This window comes from Aureimonas sp. Leaf324, assembly GCF_001423245.1.
Lineage (GTDB): Bacteria > Pseudomonadota > Alphaproteobacteria > Rhizobiales > Rhizobiaceae > Aureimonas.
Map to the genome: position 1 here is coordinate 120,529 of NZ_LMOH01000027.1, position 16,515 is coordinate 137,043.

Sequence of the window (16,515 nt, forward strand, 5' to 3'; positions counted from 1 at the left end):
GCGTCTCGTCTGGAACCGATCGAAAACGCGTGGCCCTTCCGCATCACCCCGGGGCGAAAGCGGAGGCGTTGACGATCGTCCGCCCGGCCGCGGGGCCTGCGGATCCGGGGAAACGCGTTCGGATCGCCCCGACAGAGCCCACAGCTATATGTTGACTCAATTAGTCATGTTTTCGTAGCGCAGGAGGATCGGCGGGCGCGAGGGGTGCCGGCCCAACCGTTGCGCGTGTGTCCATGGTCCGTTCGAATCCCGCCCGCTCCCGCTCGATCCGTCCGCTTCTCCGGGCGACCACCGGCCTCGTGGTCCTGTCCGGTTCCCCGGCGCTGGCGCAGGAGATCGTGCTCGATACGGTGACGATCGAGACCGGCGGCGAGGGCGCGAGGACGGACGGGTCGCTGAGCGCGGCCGGCGGCGGCGTCGCGGGAGCATCGGCGGACGGGTTCCGCACGGACGGCTACGTCACGCAGACGACGCGCTCGGCCACCAAGACCGACACGCCGCTGGTGCGCGTGCCGCAGTCGGTCTCGGTGGTCACGGAGGAGCAGCTCGACGACCGCAACCCGCAGACGCTCAGCGACGCCGTCGGCTACACGCCGGGCGTGCGGATCGGCGCCTACGGGCTCGACCCGCGCTTCGACGCCTTCTTCATCCGCGGCCTTCCCGCGACCTATACCGGCATCTTCCGCGACGGGTTGCGCGAGTTCAACATCGGCTTCTCGACCTTCGACATCGAACCTTACGGGCTCGAAGGCCTGTCGATCCTGAAGGGCCCGGCGGCCGGTCTCTACGGCTCGTCGAATGCCGGCGGCATCGTCGACCTGCGCTCCAAGCGCCCGACGCGGGCCGCCGCGCGCGAGGTGGAGGCGCAGGTCGGCTCGAACAGCCGCGTCCAGCTCAACATGGACGCGTCGGGACCGCTCGGATCGTCCGAGACGGCCTTCTACCGCGTCACCGGCGTCGCGCGCAACGCGGACTCCGACTATCCCTTCGCCTCCGACGACCGGCTGATGGTGGCGCCGGCCTTCACCTGGACGCCCGACGCCGACACCTCGCTGACGATCCTCGGCGAACTCCAGCGCTCGCGCTCCGGCGGCACCTTCGCCTATGTCAATGACGGCACGCGCGTGACCGACGTCGCGGCGGGCGATCCGTCCTTCAACGATCTCGACCAGAGCCAGGGCCGCCTCGGCTTCGAACTGGAACAGCGCCTCGACGAGACCGTCACCTTCCGCCAGAAGGCGCGCGTCCAGAGCCTCGACGTCTACGGCGAATATGCCTACGCGATCGGCGGCCCGCAGAACGGCATCGTCAACCGCGGCGCGGGCAATGTCGACCAGACGTTGAAGGGCGTCGTGTCCGACACGCAGCTCGAGGCGCGGTTCGACACGGGGCCGCTCGGCCATACGCTGCTGGGCGGCGTCGATGCGTCCTATGCCGAGTACACCAACCTCGAAGGCTACGGCGCGGCGCCCTCGCTCCTCTTCGCCGCCCCGCGCTACGACACGGCGATCGCGACGCCCGCCTACTCCGTCGCGGCCTCGCAGGACCAGTCACAGGTCGGCCTCTACCTCCAGGACGAGATCGCCTACGACCGCTTCACCCTGACGCTCGGCGGACGGCACGACTGGGTCTGGACGGACACCGCGTCGGGCACGCCCGACGCGCTCGCCAACCAGCCGGAGCAGAAGGATTCGGAGTTCTCCGGCCGCGTCGGCCTGTCCTATCTCTTCGACGGCGGCGTCGCGCCGTATGTGAGCTACGCCACCGCCTTTGCACCCAACATCGGCACGAACACGGCGGGCGAGGCCTTCGTGCCGACCACGGCCGAGCAGTGGGAAGCCGGCGTGAAGTACCAGATCCCCGGCTGGAACACGCTCCTGACGGCCGCCGTCTTCGACATCACGCAGGAGAACGGCGTCTTCTTCGACGTGAACCCGCTGACCGGCACCAACGAGCAGGTGCAGCGCGGCGAATTGCGCTCGCGCGGGGTGGAGCTGGAGGCGACGGCCTTGCTCGCGGCGGGCCTCAACGCCACGCTCGCCTACGCCTATACCGACCTCGAGATCGTCGAAGGGACGGCGGCCACCACCGGCAACACCCTGTCCTCGACGCCGCGCCACACGGTCTCGCTCTGGGCGGACTACACCGTGCCGTCGGGCGCGGCCGAAGGGCTCGGGTTCGGCGCGGGGCTGCGCTACCTGTCGTCGAGCTTCGGCGACGACGAGAACACGTTCAAAAACGACGCGCGCGTCTTCATCGACGCGACCGCCCATTACGACGTGCCCGCGGTCGAGGGTCTTCGCATCCAGGTGAACGCCACCAACCTCTTCGGCGAGGATGCGCAGATCTGCTCGTCCGGCTTCTGCTACAAGGAGCCCGAGCGCAACGTCATCGGCTCGGTGCGCTACCGGTTCTGAACCCTCTCCGACGACGGGCGGTCCCGCGACCTCTGCGGGACTGCCACGATGCCGCAGCGGCGGGCGTTCTGCCTGCCGCTTAAGCGTTTTCGACAGGTTCGGGCATCATGACCGTCACGATCGACAAAAAAATATCGTCGTTACGGAAAGCCGGAGGTAGCTAAGCATCCGCCGACGGTCTTAACTCCGAAGCTGCAGAGTGCGGGGAACACGCGCCTGCAAAGGGAGATACGGCCGGGAGGAGACGGCATGCATCCAGACCTGGAACTCGTCCAGATCCGGCAGGGAGAGGCGTTCAAGGCCTGGACGCACGGCTATCCCTTCCACACGGTCCGCTGGCACTTCCACCCCGAATACGAAATCCACCACGTCGTCGAGACGCGGGGCAACTATTTCGTCGGCGACTTCATCGGCGAGTTCGAGCCGGGCAATCTCGTGCTCACCGGGCCGAACCTCCCGCACAACTGGGTGAGCGACGTCGCGCCGGATGCCGAGATTCCGCTGCGCTGCCGGATCGTCCAGTTCTCCGAGAGCTTCGTCGAGGAGACGACGCGCGCGCTGCCGGAGTTCGCGGCGGCCGCTCCGCTCCTGGCCTCCAGCCGGCGCGGCGTCCTGTTCTCGCCCGACACCGCCGCAGCCGCCGGTCCGATCCTCGCCGAGATGGTCGAGGCGAGCGGCTTCCGCCGCCTGTCGCTCTTCATGGCGCTGATGGACGTCCTGACGGCGGCCGAGGACGCGCGCCCGCTCACCAGCGCCGACTACCTGCCGGACCCGTCGGGCTTCATGAGCGGGGGCATCAACGAGGCGCTGGCCTTCATCAACCGGCACCTGACGGAGGAGTTCTCGGAGCGCGACCTCGCCGCCATCTCCGGGCGCAGCCCCTCGACCTTCAGCCGCGCCTTCCGGCGGCACACCGGCATGACGCTGGTCAGCTACGTCAACCGGCTGCGCATCAACCTCGCCTGCCAGCTCCTCACCAGCGACCCGACCCGCGCGATCACCGACATCTGCTTCGCCGCGGGCTACAACAACGTGTCGAACTTCAACCGCCAGTTCCTGCTGCAGAAGGGGATGACGCCGACGCGGTTCCGTAATCTGTCGCAGCGAAACCAGACCCTGTCCTACGCCGCCTGACGCGGCGCGGGACGAGCCGATCGGCGGGCGGGGCTCCGGTCCCGGTCCCGCCGCCACAGGGCCCTTCGCGCGTGCCCCGAACGCCGAACTCGAAGACCATCAAAACCCAAGGGAGACGATCATGACTGTTTCGATGCGCCATGGCGGCCTTGCCGTCCTCGCCCTCGGCCTTCTGGCCGGCACCGCTTCGGCCCGCGCGGCCGACGCCACCGTCGCCTTCCTGATGCCCGACCAGGGCTCGACGCGCTACGAGGAGCGTGACTTCCCCGGCTTCAAGAACGAGATGGCGAAGCTCTGCCCGGATTGCACCGTGGTCTACCAGAACGCCAACGGCGACGCCGCGCTTCAGCAGCAGCAGTTCAACTCGGTGATCGCGCAAGGGGCGACCGTCGTGGTGCTCGACCCCGTCGATTCCAGCGCCGCCGCCTCGCTGGTGCAGCAGGCCCAGTCCCAGGACGTCAAGGTCATCGCCTACGACCGCCCGATCCCAGCGACGCCCGCCGACTACTACGTGTCCTTCGACAACAAGGCGATCGGCCAGGCGATCGCGCAGTCGCTGGTCGACCACCTGAAGGCCAAGGGCGTGCCGGACGGCTCGGGCGTCCTGCAGATCAACGGCTCGCCGACCGACGCGGCGGCCGGCCTCATCCGCGACGGCATCGACGCCGCGCTCGACGCCTCGCCCTACAAGACGCTCGCCGAGTTCGACACGCCGGAATGGGCGCCGCCCGAGGCCCAGCAGTGGACGAGCGGCCAGATCACCCGCTACGGCGCCGACATCAAGGGCGTGGTCGCGGCCAACGACGGCACCGGCGGCGGCGCCATCGCGGCTTTCAAGGCGGCCGGCGTCGAGCCGGTTCCGCCGGTGACGGGCAACGACGCGACCACGGCCGCGCTCCAGCTGATCATCGCGGGCGACCAGTACAACACGATCTCCAAGCCCTCCGAGATCGTGGCCGCGGCCGCCGCCAACATCGCCTTCAAGTTCATCTCCGGCGAGAAGCCGGAAGCCAAGACGACGCTCTACAACACGCCGTCCGAGCTCTTCGTGCCGCTCGTCATCACCCGCGAGAACATCAAGGCCGAGATCTTCGACAAGAACATCACGCCGGCCTCCACCGTCTGCACCGGCGACTACGCCGCCGGCTGCAAGGAACTGGGCATCCAGTAAGCCCCATGCGAACCCGCCGGTCGCCCGTTCCCGGGCGGCCGGCTCCTGTTCCATTCCAAGGGAGGCCCGGCTCATGGCCGATCATGCCGACCGCTCCCTGCCCGCCCGTTCGGGCGGCCGCGAGCCGGTCATCTCGCTTCGCAACGTATCCAAGAACTTCGGCGCGGTCTCGGCGCTGACCGACATCGAGCTCGACGTCTATCCCGGCGAGGTCGTGGCGCTGGTCGGCGACAACGGCGCGGGCAAGTCGACGCTGGTCAAGGTCCTGGCCGGCGTCCACCAGCCTTCGTCGGGCACGATCCGCTTCGACGGCAAGGAGGTCGCCCTGTCGAGCCCATCCTCGGCGCTCGACCTCGGCATCGCGACCGTGTTCCAGGACCTCGCCCTTTGCGAGAACCTCGATGTCGTCGCCAACATCTATCTCGGGCGCGAGGACAACCCCTGGAAGCTCGACGAGGTCGCGATGGAGGTCCGCGCCTGGACGCTCCTCAACGAGCTCGCGGCGCGCATTCCCTCCGTGCGCGAGCCGGTCGCCTCCCTTTCGGGTGGCCAGCGCCAGACGGTCGCGATCGCCCGCTCGCTGCTCCTCGAGCCCAAGCTCATCATGCTCGACGAGCCGACCGCGGCGCTCGGTGTCGCCCAGACCGCCGAGGTCCTCAACCTCATCGAGCGCGTGCGCGACCGCGGGCTCGGCGTCATCGTGATCTCGCACAACATGGACGACGTGCGCGCGGTGGCGGACCGCATCGTGGTGCTGCGCCTCGGTCGCAACAACGGCGTCTTCACGCCGGCCGATTCGCACCACGACCTGATCTCGGCCATCACCGGCGCCTCCGAGAACGCCGTGTCGCGCCGCGCCGAACGTCTGGCGGGCGCCGCCGAAGGGGGGCATCCATGAGCCAGAATCCCAATTCCGTCACCGGCCAGGCGCTCGACCGCGCGGATGCGCGCGTGCGCCAGGACGAGGGCCTCGGCGGCGCGCTGCGCGCCTTCGGCGACCGGGTGCGTTCGGGCGATCTCGGGATGATCCCGGTGGCGGTCGGCCTCGTGCTCATCGCCGTCGTGTTCACGACGCTGAATCCGGTCTTCCTGCGCCCGGGCAACGTCTCGAACCTTCTCTACGACTGCGCGACGACGGGCATCATCTCGCTCGGCATCGTCTGCGTGCTCCTGCTCGGCGAGATCGACCTGTCGGTCGGCTCGATGTCGGGCCTCGCCTCGGCGATGCTCGGCGTCCTGTGGATCAACAACGGCTGGCCGCTGGTCGGCGCCGTCGCGGTGGCGCTCGGCTTCGGGACGCTCGTCGGCGCGCTTTATGCCACGCTCTACAACCGCGTCGGCATGCCGTCCTTCGTGGCGACGCTCGCCGGCCTCCTCGCGCTGCTCGGGCTCCAGCTCTACCTCCTCGGCACATCCGGCTCGATCAACCTGCCCTTCAACCTCGCCTTCGTGCGCTTCGGCCAGAACGCCTACATGCCGAACTGGCTGTCGGTGGCGCTGGCCCTCGTGCCGGGCGCGGTGGTGCTCTGGGGCGGGCTCAAGGCGCGCACGCGGCGTCAGGCGGCGGGGCTCACCGGCACGGCGCTCAGCGTCATCGTCGCCAAGGCCGTGGTGCTGACCGTCGGGCTCGTCGCGGTGGTCCTCTATCTGGCGCAGGGGCGCGGCGTGCCGTGGATGTTCGGCATGTTCGTCGCCCTGGTGGCGGCGATGGACTACGCCATCACCCGCACCAAGTGGGGCCGCTCGATGATGGCGGTCGGCGGCAACCGCGAGGCGGCCCGGCGCGCCGGCATCAACGTGCGCCGCATCTACATGAGCGCCTTCGTCCTGTGCTCGACGCTGGCGGCGCTCGGCGGTCTCCTGTCGGCGGCGCGCCTCGGCTCGGCCTCGCAGCAGGCCGGCACCGGCGACGTCAACCTCAACGCCATCGCGGCGGCGGTGATCGGCGGCACCTCCCTCTTCGGCGGGCGCGGCTCGGCCTATTCGGCACTGCTCGGCATCATCGTGATCCAGGCGATCTCGAACGGGCTGACGCTCCTCAACCTCTCGTCGAGCCTTCGCTACATGATCCTCGGCGGGGTGCTGGCGCTGGCTGTCATCGTCGATTCGCTCGCCCGCCGCTCGCGCGCCTCGCACGGCCGCGGCTGACGCATCCTGCCCCGCCGTCCCGCGGCGGGGCCTTCTTCCCCAAAACGTCGTCCATTCGGGAACAGCACCCATGAACTTCGATCTCTCCGGCAAGGTCGCCGCCGTCACGGGCGGGGCGTCCGGCATCGGCCTCGAATGCGCCCGCACCTTCCTGGCGGCAGGCGCCGAGGTCGTCCTCGTCGACCACGCGGCCGACCGTCTGGAAGCCGCCTGCGCCGCGCTCGGGGCCGGCGCCCACGCCGTGCGCATCGATCTCACCGACGGCGCCAGCGTCGACACGATGATGCCGCAGATCCTCGAAAAGGCCGGGCGCCTCGACATCTTCCACGCCAATGCCGGCGCCTATGTCGGCGGCGAGGTGATCGAGGGCGACCCCGACCGCTGGGACCGGATGCTCAATCTCAACATCAACGCCGCCTTCCGCTCGATCCATGCCGTCCTGCCGCATATGGCGACACGCGGCTCGGGCGACGTGATCGTCACGAGTTCGGTCGCCGGCCTCGTGCCGGTCGTCTGGGAGCCGGTCTACACGGCCTCGAAATTCGCCATCCAGGCCTTCGTCCACACCCTGCGCCGTCAGGTCATCAAGCACGGCATCCGCGTTGGCGCCGTCGCGCCGGGCCCGGTGATCACGCCGCTGATCGACGACTGGCCGGCCGCCAAGCTCGAGGAGGCGCGCGCCTCGAAGAGCCTGATGGAGGCCAAGGAGGTTGCGGACGCCGTGCTCTTCATGGTCACACGCCCGCAAGGCGTCGTGATCCGCGACCTCGTGATCCTGCCGCACGGCGTCGACCTCTAGTCCGAAGGCTCCTTCCATGACCGCCAGTGATCTCTTCCTCGGCATCGATGTCGGAACCGGCAGCGCGCGCGCGGGTCTCTTCGACGAGGCCGGGCGTCTCGTCGCCACCGCCAAGCGCCCGATCCGGATGTGGCGCGAGCCCGGCGAGATCGTGGAGCAGTCCTCGGCCGACATCTGGCGCGCGATCTGCGAGAGCGTGCGCGAGGCGCTGGGGGCGGCCGGGGGCGATCCGGCGCGCGTTCGCGGCATCGGCTTCGACGCCACCTGCTCGCTGGTCGCCGTCGGCCCCGGCGCGCGGCCGCTCGCCGTCGGTCCCTCGAACGACCCGCAGCGCGACATCGTGGTCTGGATGGACCACCGGGCGCTCGTGCAGACCGAGCGGATCAACGCCACCGGCCACCCGGTGCTCGCCTATGTCGGCGGGCGCATCTCGCCCGAGATGGAGACGCCGAAGCTCCTCTGGCTGAAGGAGAACAAGCCGGACACCTTCCACGGGGCCGAGCACTTCTTCGACCTTGCCGACTATCTCACATGGCGCGCCACCGGCTCGGCCGCGCGCTCGGTCTGCACCATCACCTGCAAGTGGACCTACCTTGCCCACGAGCGGCGCTGGGACGAGGACTACTTCCGCACGATCGGCCTCGGCGAGTTCGCCGACGAGGGCTTTCGGCGCATCGGGCGGCAAGTCCTCGACATCGGCGAGCCGGTGGGCGCCGGCCTGACGGCCGAGGCCGCCGCCGACCTCGGGCTGAAATCAGGCACGCCGGTCGGCGCCGCCCTGATCGACGCCCATGCCGGCGGCGTCGGCACGGTGTCGGGCGTCGGGCGCGATCTCGCGCTGATCATGGGAACGTCGGCCTGCGCCATGGCGGTGACGGCGGAAGCCGCCTTCGTGGAAGGCGTCTGGGGCCCCTATTTCGGCGCGATGCTGCCGGGCGCGTGGCTTCTCGAAGGCGGGCAGTCCGGCTACGGCGCGGCGCTCGACCACCTCGTCGGCTCGCATCCGGGCTTTGCCGCCGCGCGCGAGGCCGCCGAGCGCGAGGGCCGGGGCGTCCTCGACCATCTCGAGGCGCGCGCCGTCGCGCTCGCCGGCTCGGTGGAGGCGGCGGCCCGGCTAGCCGCCACCCTTCACGTCGTGCCCGACCATCTCGGCAATCGCTCGCCGCATGCCGACCCGCATGCGACCGGCACGGTCAGCGGCCTGACGCTCGCCGCCGACGAGGACGCCATCGTGCGCCTCTTCGTCGCCGCGCTCTGCGGGCTCTGCTACGGCACGCGCGACATCGTCGAGGCGATGCGGGCGAAGGGCGTGCCGCTGGAGCGGATCGTGGTCTCGGGCGGCGCCTCGCGCTCGCCCCTTCTGCGGCGCATCCTGGCGGACGCGACGCGCACGACGGTGGTACTGCCCGAAACGGCCGAGCCGGTGCTTCTCGGCAGCGCGATGCTCGGCGTCGTCGCGAGCGGCGCGGCGCCGGATCTGGCCGCCGCGGCGACGCGCATGTGCCGCGCGGGCGAGACGATCGAGCCCGCCGGCGGTGCGGTCGCCGCCTTCCACGACGCCAAGTTCGAGGCCTATCGCACCCTGCAGGCGGCCGAGCGGCGGGTGCGCGAGGTGATGGGAACGGTTTAGGCCGGCCAAACCACACCGGGTCGCCGCCCGGTCAGGCGCGGGGTTCGCCGTCGCCGGCCGGCGGGGCGTCCGGCGCGTCCGTTTCGTCATCGTAGTCGAAGACGTCGGACAGGGCGAGGATACGGGCCGTCATCGCCTCGAGCTCGCCGGCGATGCGGGCGTGCAGCATCGCGGCGATCTCGGGATATTCCTGCAGCATCCGGCGAAACAGCGGGCGCGAGATACGGATGAAGTCGCAGTCGGTGGCGGTGACCGCCGTCGCCGGCCGGCGCGTGTCGGCCATGAGGGCCATCTCGCCGAGAAGCGACCCCGGACCTGCCGTCTCGACGACGCGCCGCGCGTCGCCCTCGCCGTCGACGAGGTTGACCGTGCCGGAGGCCACGATGAAGCCGGCGTCCGCGCGCGCTTCGGCCCGGAACAGGATCTCGCCCGAGCGCAGGTGGCGATGCTCGGCGCCGAAGGCCAGAAGCCGCAGCTGGTCGCGCGTCAGGTCCTGGAACAGGGAGACGCCGCCGAGAAGCTCCATGTCGCTTTCCAGGCTCATGCCGACCGAAACACCCTTCACGCCCCCTGCCGGGCGCGGGGCGCCCGCTTCGGACATCGCAGGAAATCGCCGCCGCGTGAAGCCCAAAGCAGGACAATGACGTCGCCGCGCGGCCCCTTCGCCCCGCGGCGTTTCCAGCCGGCCACACAACCGGCGGTTCGGGTCAGGGCATCAGCTTGTAGCCGCCCGACTCCGTCACGATCAGCCGGGCGTTGGAGGGCTCGGGCTCGATCTTCTGGCGCAGGCGATAGACGTGGGTCTCGAGCGTGTGGGTGGTGACGCCCGAATTGTAGCCCCACACCTCTTCCAGAAGGACGTCGCGCGTCACGACGCGCCGGTCGGCCCGGTAGAGATAGCGGATGATCGCGGTTTCCTTCTCGGTCAGGCGGATCTTGCCGCCCTTCTCGTCGAGGAGGACCTTCTGGCTCGGCTTGAACACGTAGGGTCCGACCTGGAAGGTCGCGTCCTCGGACTGTTCGTGCTGGCGCAGCTGGGCGCGGATGCGCGCAAGCAGCACCGCGAAGCGGAAGGGCTTGGCGACATAGTCGTTGGCGCCCGATTCGAGGCCGAGGATCGTGTCGGCGTCGCCGTCCTGCGCCGTCAGGATGATGACGGGCGCCTTGAAGCCGCCCTTGCGCAGCGTCTTCACCGCCTCGCGGCCGTCCATGTCCGGCAGGCCGACATCCATGATCACGAGATCGATCAGGTTGGCACGCGCGGTCTGGATGCCCTTGGTGGCGTTCGCCTCCTGGAGCACCTGGAACTCCTCGTGGAGGGCGAGCTGATCCACCAGTGTCGTGCGAAGGTCGTCGTCGTCATCGACAATGAGAATGCTACGTACGCTCATCCAGGGTCCTTCGTTTGCAAGATCCGGTCGGACGACTGCTTCGCGCCCGGCTCTGTAATAATTTGTGAGCGCCATGCGACTTTTTCCACCCCCTCGGCCAAGGAAACCCCGTTCGGGCCCGCTTTTGACGGTTCGCGCCTCGCCGCTCGACCCGCGGCGCGGCATTCTGGCGGCGGGTCCTCTGCGCATTCCCTGCGCTCTCGGCCGCTCCGGCATCACCAGCGGCAAGCGCGAGGGCGACGGGGCGACGCCGCTCGCCGAGATGGCCGTCGTCGCGGCCTTCGTGCGGGGCGGGCGGCGCGGGGGCCCGTTCCGGCTGCCCGGCCTCCCGCTCCGCCGCGCTCGGGCCGAGGACGGCTGGTGCGACGAGCCCGGTCATGCCGCCTACAATCGCGCGGTGCGCCTGCCGCTCGCGGCCAGCGCCGAGACGATGCAGCGCGAGGACGCGCTCTACGATGTCGTCGTGGTGCTCGACTGGAACCTCCGGTCGCGCGCGCGCGGGCGCGGCAGCGCGATCTTTTTCCACATCGCGCGGCCGGGCTTGCGACCGACCGAGGGCTGCGTCGCGGTCACGCGCCGGGACATGGGGCGCCTCGCGCCGTTCCTTCGGCCGGGCGCGCGGATGGCGGTGCGACGATAGGATCCGCGCGGCGGGGGAACCGGCAGGCCCCCTCGCGCGTCCAAGGTTCTGGTCCTTCCTTTTCGTTCCGACCGAGGCCTGCCGTCATGAAACGTAGCGAGATCCAGTCCGAGCCCACGGTCGAACCCTATGACGAGCCGACGGGCGGCTGGGGCTCGGTGAAGTCGCTGGCCAAGAAGAGCCTCGCCGAGGGGCTGGCGATCTCGACCATCTGGAACACGCTCTACAAGCAGAACAAGCCGGACGGCTTCGCCTGCGTGTCGTGCTCCTGGGCCAAACCCGCCGACGCCAACACGTTCGAGTTCTGCGAGAACGGCGCCAAGGCGACGATCTGGGAGCAGACCAAGCGCCGCACCAACCGCGACTTCTTCGCCCGCCACAAGGTGTCCGAACTCCTCGACTGGCCCGACTACGACCTCGAGAAGAACGGCCGCCTGACGACGCCGATGCGCTACGACGCCTCGCTCGACCAGTATGTGCCGGTGTCCTGGGAGAGCGCCTTCGCCGAGATCGGTCGGGAGCTGCAGGCGCTCGACCCGAAATCGGTGATCTTCTACGCCTCGGGCCGCGCCTCGCTCGAGACGAGCTACATGTACCAGCTCTTCGCGCGGGTCTACGGATCGCAGAACCTGCCCGACTCGTCCAACATGTGCCACGAATCGACCTCGGTCGGCCTGCCGCTGTCGATCGGCTCGCCCGTCGGCACCATCGTCTACGAAGACTTCGAGCATTCCGACATGATGCTCTTCTTCGGCCACAACACCGGCACCAACGCGCCGCGCCTACTCCACCCGCTGCAGGAGGCGCGAAAGCGCGGCGTGCCCGTCTTCACCTTCAACCCGGTGGAGGAGCGCGGGCAGATGCGCTTCAAGAACCCGCAGTCGCCCGTCGAGATGCTGTCGCCGGGCGCCGGCACCAAGATGTCGAGCGAGTACTTCCAGCTGAAGTGCGGCGGCGACATCGCCGCCATCACCGGCATCGCCAAGACCGTGTTCCAGCTCGACGACGAGGCGAAGGAAAAGGGCGCCCCGCGTGTCCTCGACGTCGCCTTCATTGAGGAGCATTGCCACGGCTTCGAAGCGTTCGAGCGCTTCGTGCGCGATTCGACCTGGGAGGAGATCGAGCGCTGCTCGGGGCTCACGCGCGCCGAGCTCGAGGAGGTCGGCCGCACCTACGCCCGCTCCAACGCCGTGATGGCGCACTACGGCATGGGCCTTACGCAGCACCGCCACGGCGTCGCCAACGTGCGCATGGTGGTGAACCTCCTCCTCATGCGCGGCAATATCGGCAAGCGGGGCGCCGGCATCTCGCCGATCCGCGGCCATTCCAACGTGCAGGGCCAGCGCACGGTCGGCATCACGGAAAAGCCGGAGCTCGCCCCGCTCGACAAGTTCAAGGAATTCTACGACTTCGAGCCGCCGCGCGAGAAGGGCATGGCGACGGTGGAGGCCTGCCAGGGCATCATCGACGGCTCGGTGAAGGCCTTCATCGGGCTCGGCGGCAACTTCTCGCGCGCGGTGCCCGAGACCGAGGCGATCGAGAAGGCGTGGCGGAACCTCCGCCTCCACGTCCAGATCTCGACCAAGCTCAACCGCAACCATCTCCTGCCGGGCGCGGTCACCTACATCCTGCCCTGCCTCGGCCGCATCGAGCGCGACCGGCAGGCGAGCGGCGACCAGACCGTCTCGGTCGAGGATTCGACCGCCTGCATCCACGGCTCCAAGGGCTGGCGCCCGCCGGCCTCGCCCGAACTCCTGTCCGAGCCGAAGATCGTCGCGGAGATGGCGAAGGCGACCGTGCCGGGCAAATCCAGCATCCCGTGGGACGCGTGGGTCGGCAACTACGCGCTGGTGCGCGACGAGATCGAGCGCGCCTACCCGCAGTATTTCAAGGACTTCAACAAGCGCTTCCTGCAGCCGGGCGGCTTCCACCGCGACCTGCCCGCATGCCGGCGCGAATGGAAGACCGAGAACGGCAAGGCCAACTTCCACGTGCCCGAGGACGGGTTCGACACCAATCCCGACATCGACACGCGCGGGCCGGACGTCTTCACGCTGATGACGCTGCGCTCCAACGACCAGTTCAACACCACGGTCTACGGCTACGACGACCGCCTGCGCGGCATCTCGGGCTCGCGGATGATCCTCCTGATGAACGCCGACGACATGGCACGCCTCGGGCTCGAGGATCAGGACTTCGTGGATGTGGAAACCCATGCCGACGACGGGGTGGAGCGCCGCGTCGAGGGCCTGCGGGTGCACGCCTTCAAGCTGCCGAAGGGGGATGTCGGCGGCTACTATCCCGAGCTCAACCGCCTGATCCCGCTCTGGCACCACGCCAAGGACAGCCATGTGCCGGCGGCGAAATCCGTGCCGATCCGCGTGGCGAAGGCGCGCGTCGCGGCGGTCGCGGCCGAATAGCAGAGCCGGCGGCGCGGCCGGCCCGCGAGGGTCAGTCGCGCCAGGGCAGGGCGCCCGGCGCGCCGCGTCCGAGCCGGTCGGCGAGGACGGCGAGGGCCGCGACGAGGAGCGTGGCGAGAACGGAGAGCGCCGCCGCCTCGCCCGAGTTGCCCTCGTATTGCAGCGAGAACACCATGACGCCAACGGTCTGCGTGCCCGCGGACCACAGGAGCGCCGAGACGGTCAGTTCGTTGAAGGCGGTCAGCGCCGCGAGCAGCATGCCGGCCGCCGTCGCCCGGCCCGCGAGCGGCAGGGCGAGGAACACCATACGCCGCCGGAGGCCGACGCCCGAGACGCGTGCTGCGTCGTCGAGCGCTGGGTCGAGGCTCGCGAACGAGGCTGCGACCGGCGCCGTCACCAGCGGCAGGAAGCGCGCGAGATAGGCGAGCGCCAGGATCCAGGGCGTTGCGTAGAGCGACACGCCGACGCCGGGCAGCGGCGGCAGGAACACGAGGATAAAGGCGAGCGCGAGGACGGTGCCCGGCACCACGAAGGGGGCATCCGCCACGATCCCCGCCATGCGCGCGACGGGGTTTCGCCGCACCGTCGCGAGATAGGCGAGCGGCACGGCAAGGGCGCCGGCGACCGCCGCCATGCCGAGCGAGAGCGCCAGCGAGTTGAAGAGGGCGCGTCGGATGGCGTCGCTGGCCAGCACCGATCGGAACTGCGCGAGCGTCGCGGTCTCCGGCGTCAGGGCGACGCCGAGCGCGGGCGTCAAGGCGCCGGCGACGAGCGCGAGCATCGGCAGGACGGCGACCACCGCGACGCCGATCCAGACCAGTGCCGGCGCGAGGCCGTTCGGAGCCGTTCGGTCGAGGGCGGCGGGCTGGCCGCCGACGCGCTCCACCGGCACGGCGAGCGCGCGCAGGGCGAGACTGCGCAGCGCCAGCGCCGCCAGCGCCAGCGCCACCAGCACCAGCGCGATCATCGCCACCTGCGGCAGGACCGACGGGCCGAAGCCGTTGAGCCGCTGGTAGGCGAGGGTGGTGAGCATGGGGAAGCGACCGGGGATGCCGAGAAGCGCCGGGATGCCGAAATTGCCGACGGAGGCCGCGAAGGCCAGCGCCGCGCTGCCGGCGATCGCGGGCGCGAGCAGCGGCAGGACGATGCGACGCAGGGTGCGGCCGTGCGGAACCCCGGCGATGCGCGCGGCATCGACGAGATCGCCCGGCACCAGCGCCAGCCCCGCGCGCACGGCCAGAAACACGAGCGGCATCGCCTCGATGCCCAGCAGCAGCGCGACGCCGGGGCCGGAGTAGAGGATCCGGCCCGCCTGCGGCAGCACGAGGCCGGTGAGCTCGATCCAGGCCAGCGCCATGATCTGCGACGGGACGAGGAGCGGCGACAGAAGGAGAAAGGTCGGGAGCGCCCGGCGGCGGGCGGGCAGGCGCGCCACCAAGAGCGCCAGGCCCGCGCCGAGCCCGACCGCGATCGCGGTCGCACCGAGCGAGGCGGCGAGCGTGTTCCAGAAGGCGCGGTGGATCGCCCGCGAGCCCCAGGCCTCCACGAGATTGCCGAAGGCCGCGCCGTCGTCGCCGGCCGCAAGACCGAGCGACAGAAGGCGCAGGAGCGGCCACGTGCCGATCAGCGCAACGACGAGGAGAAGGGCGGCCGCCAGTACCGTCTCCGGCCGCAGTGCCGCGCGGGCGATGGGCCGCCGCTCCGGTGCGGCGGCCTCGAGGGTTGCGGTGCTGTCAGCCACCGAAGAGGTCGGAGAAGCGCGCCTTGAGGTCGGCCTCGTCCTGGACCAGCTTGGCGGAATCGGTCGCCAGCACGGTCAGCGTCTTCGGATCGGGATAGCCGGCGGGCGGGGCCATGCCCTCGATCACCGGGAAGTAGCCCTGCGCCACCGACTGCTCCTGCGCGGCGCGGCCGAGCTGCCAGTCGACGAAGGCCTTCGCGGCGTCGGGATTGTCGGTGCCCTTCAGGATCGCGACCGGCTGGGTGATGGTCGAGACGCCTTCCGACGGGAAGACGAAGGCGACCGGCGAGCCCTTGGCCTTGGCGTTCATCGCCATGTAGTCGACGATCATGCCGTAGCTCTTCTCGCCGCGCGCGACGGCTTCCAGCACCGTGCCGTTGCCCTGTCCGGCCACGGCGCCGCCGTCGGCGAGCGCCTCGTAGTAGTCCCAGCCGAAGGCCGGCGCCTGCGTCATCGTGCCGACATGGACCACGGCCGCGCCGGAATAGAGCGGGCTCGGCATGATCAGCTGCGAGGCCGCGTCCTCGGCTTTCAGGTCGTTCCACGAGGTCGGCGCGGTCTTCACCTTGTCGGTGTTGTAGACGATGCCGGTGGTCAGCAGCTTGGTGCCGAAATAGGTGCGGTCGGGATCGACGAGATTGGCCGGGATGCCCTCGACCGGCGCCTCGGCGTAGGGCAGGAGGCGGTCGGCCTCCTTCAGCTGCGTCATCGCCACCGTGTCGGCGATCAGGACGACGTCGGCGGGCGAGCCGCCGGCCGCGAACTCGGCCTGGAGCTTGGCCATCAGTTCGGTCGTGCCGGCGCGGAAGATCTCGACGGTGACGTTCGGATTGTCCTTGCGGAACGCCTCGACCACGGCGGTCATCTGGTCGTTCGGCTGCGAGGTGTAGAGCGTGATCGCGCCGGACGCGTCGGCGGCGAGCGCGGAGCCCGACAGAAGGATGCCGGCGAGGGCGGCGAGGCTGGCGGTGAGGCGGCGCGACATGAGCTTGATCCTTCTCGAGACGGTCGGGAGATGGCCCCC

The 16,515-nt window shown here is 70.0% G+C and carries 13 protein-coding genes; 9 read left to right on the forward strand and 4 right to left on the reverse strand.

Going from position 1 to position 16,515, the window contains the following annotated elements; all coding sequences use genetic code 11:
• Positions 1-233: 233 nt before the first annotated feature.
• The 7 genes from ASF65_RS17440 to ASF65_RS17470 all read left to right on the forward strand — a co-directional run bounded on the left by ASF65_RS17440 (position 234) and on the right by ASF65_RS17470 (position 9,299).
• On the forward strand, positions 234-2,417 hold the full coding sequence (locus tag ASF65_RS17440) for a TonB-dependent siderophore receptor (RefSeq protein WP_055892000.1): 2,184 nt from the start codon (positions 234-236) through the stop codon (positions 2,415-2,417).
• A gap of 249 nt (positions 2,418-2,666) precedes the next feature.
• Positions 2,667-3,551 (forward strand): AraC family transcriptional regulator, encoded by an 885-nt coding sequence (locus tag ASF65_RS17445; RefSeq protein ID WP_055892002.1) that lies wholly within the window; start codon positions 2,667-2,669, stop codon positions 3,549-3,551.
• Between the two features lie 121 nt (positions 3,552-3,672).
• Positions 3,673-4,722: a sugar ABC transporter substrate-binding protein gene (locus ASF65_RS17450; protein WP_055892005.1), complete on the forward strand. Its 1,050-nt coding sequence runs from the start codon at positions 3,673-3,675 to the stop codon at positions 4,720-4,722.
• Between the two features lie 73 nt (positions 4,723-4,795).
• Positions 4,796-5,620, forward strand: coding sequence for an ATP-binding cassette domain-containing protein (locus ASF65_RS17455; protein WP_055892008.1), 825 nt, complete (start codon positions 4,796-4,798; stop codon positions 5,618-5,620).
• Positions 5,617-6,870, forward strand: a complete 1,254-nt coding sequence (locus ASF65_RS17460) for an ABC transporter permease (protein ID WP_055892012.1) — start codon at positions 5,617-5,619, stop codon at positions 6,868-6,870. The genes ASF65_RS17455 and ASF65_RS17460 overlap by 4 nt, the downstream gene beginning before the upstream one ends.
• 70 nt (positions 6,871-6,940) lie before the next feature.
• Positions 6,941-7,669: an SDR family oxidoreductase gene (locus tag ASF65_RS17465; RefSeq protein WP_055892015.1), complete on the forward strand. Its 729-nt coding sequence runs from the start codon at positions 6,941-6,943 to the stop codon at positions 7,667-7,669.
• 16 nt (positions 7,670-7,685) lie between these two features.
• Positions 7,686-9,299, forward strand: a complete 1,614-nt coding sequence (locus tag ASF65_RS17470; RefSeq protein ID WP_055892018.1) for an FGGY-family carbohydrate kinase — start codon at positions 7,686-7,688, stop codon at positions 9,297-9,299.
• Between the two features lie 31 nt (positions 9,300-9,330).
• Here ASF65_RS17470 and ASF65_RS17475 read toward each other — a convergent pair whose 3' ends face one another.
• The gene (locus ASF65_RS17475) at positions 9,331-9,900 is read right to left on the reverse strand and encodes a cyclic nucleotide-binding domain-containing protein (RefSeq protein ID WP_244486805.1); all 570 of its coding nucleotides are present in this window, start codon (positions 9,898-9,900) and stop codon (positions 9,331-9,333) included.
• 106 nt (positions 9,901-10,006) lie between these two features.
• Positions 10,007-10,690: a response regulator transcription factor gene (locus ASF65_RS17480; RefSeq protein WP_055892020.1), complete on the reverse strand. Its 684-nt coding sequence runs from the start codon at positions 10,688-10,690 to the stop codon at positions 10,007-10,009.
• A 124-nt stretch (positions 10,691-10,814) separates the two neighbouring features.
• Between ASF65_RS17480 and ASF65_RS17485 the strand changes: the two genes are divergently transcribed.
• Together ASF65_RS17485 and ASF65_RS17490 are read left to right on the forward strand one after the other, a co-directional pair.
• Positions 10,815-11,330 carry a L,D-transpeptidase family protein gene (locus ASF65_RS17485; RefSeq protein ID WP_244486809.1) on the forward strand — a complete coding sequence of 172 codons (516 nt, stop codon included), beginning with the start codon at positions 10,815-10,817 and terminating at the stop codon, positions 11,328-11,330.
• 86 nt (positions 11,331-11,416) lie between these two features.
• Complete coding sequence (locus ASF65_RS17490) at positions 11,417-13,750, forward strand: FdhF/YdeP family oxidoreductase (RefSeq protein WP_055892025.1); 2,334 nt, start codon at positions 11,417-11,419, stop codon at positions 13,748-13,750.
• Between the two features lie 31 nt (positions 13,751-13,781).
• Here the strand turns inward: ASF65_RS17490 and ASF65_RS17495 are convergent, their stop codons facing one another.
• Entirely contained in the window at positions 13,782-15,491 is a 1,710-nt protein-coding gene (locus ASF65_RS17495; RefSeq protein ID WP_055892028.1) for an ABC transporter permease subunit, read from the reverse strand.
• Positions 15,484-16,476 (reverse strand): ABC transporter substrate-binding protein, encoded by a 993-nt coding sequence (locus ASF65_RS17500; RefSeq protein ID WP_055892031.1) that lies wholly within the window; start codon positions 16,474-16,476, stop codon positions 15,484-15,486. The genes ASF65_RS17495 and ASF65_RS17500 overlap by 8 nt, the downstream gene beginning before the upstream one ends.
• Positions 16,477-16,515: the final 39 nt, after the last annotated feature.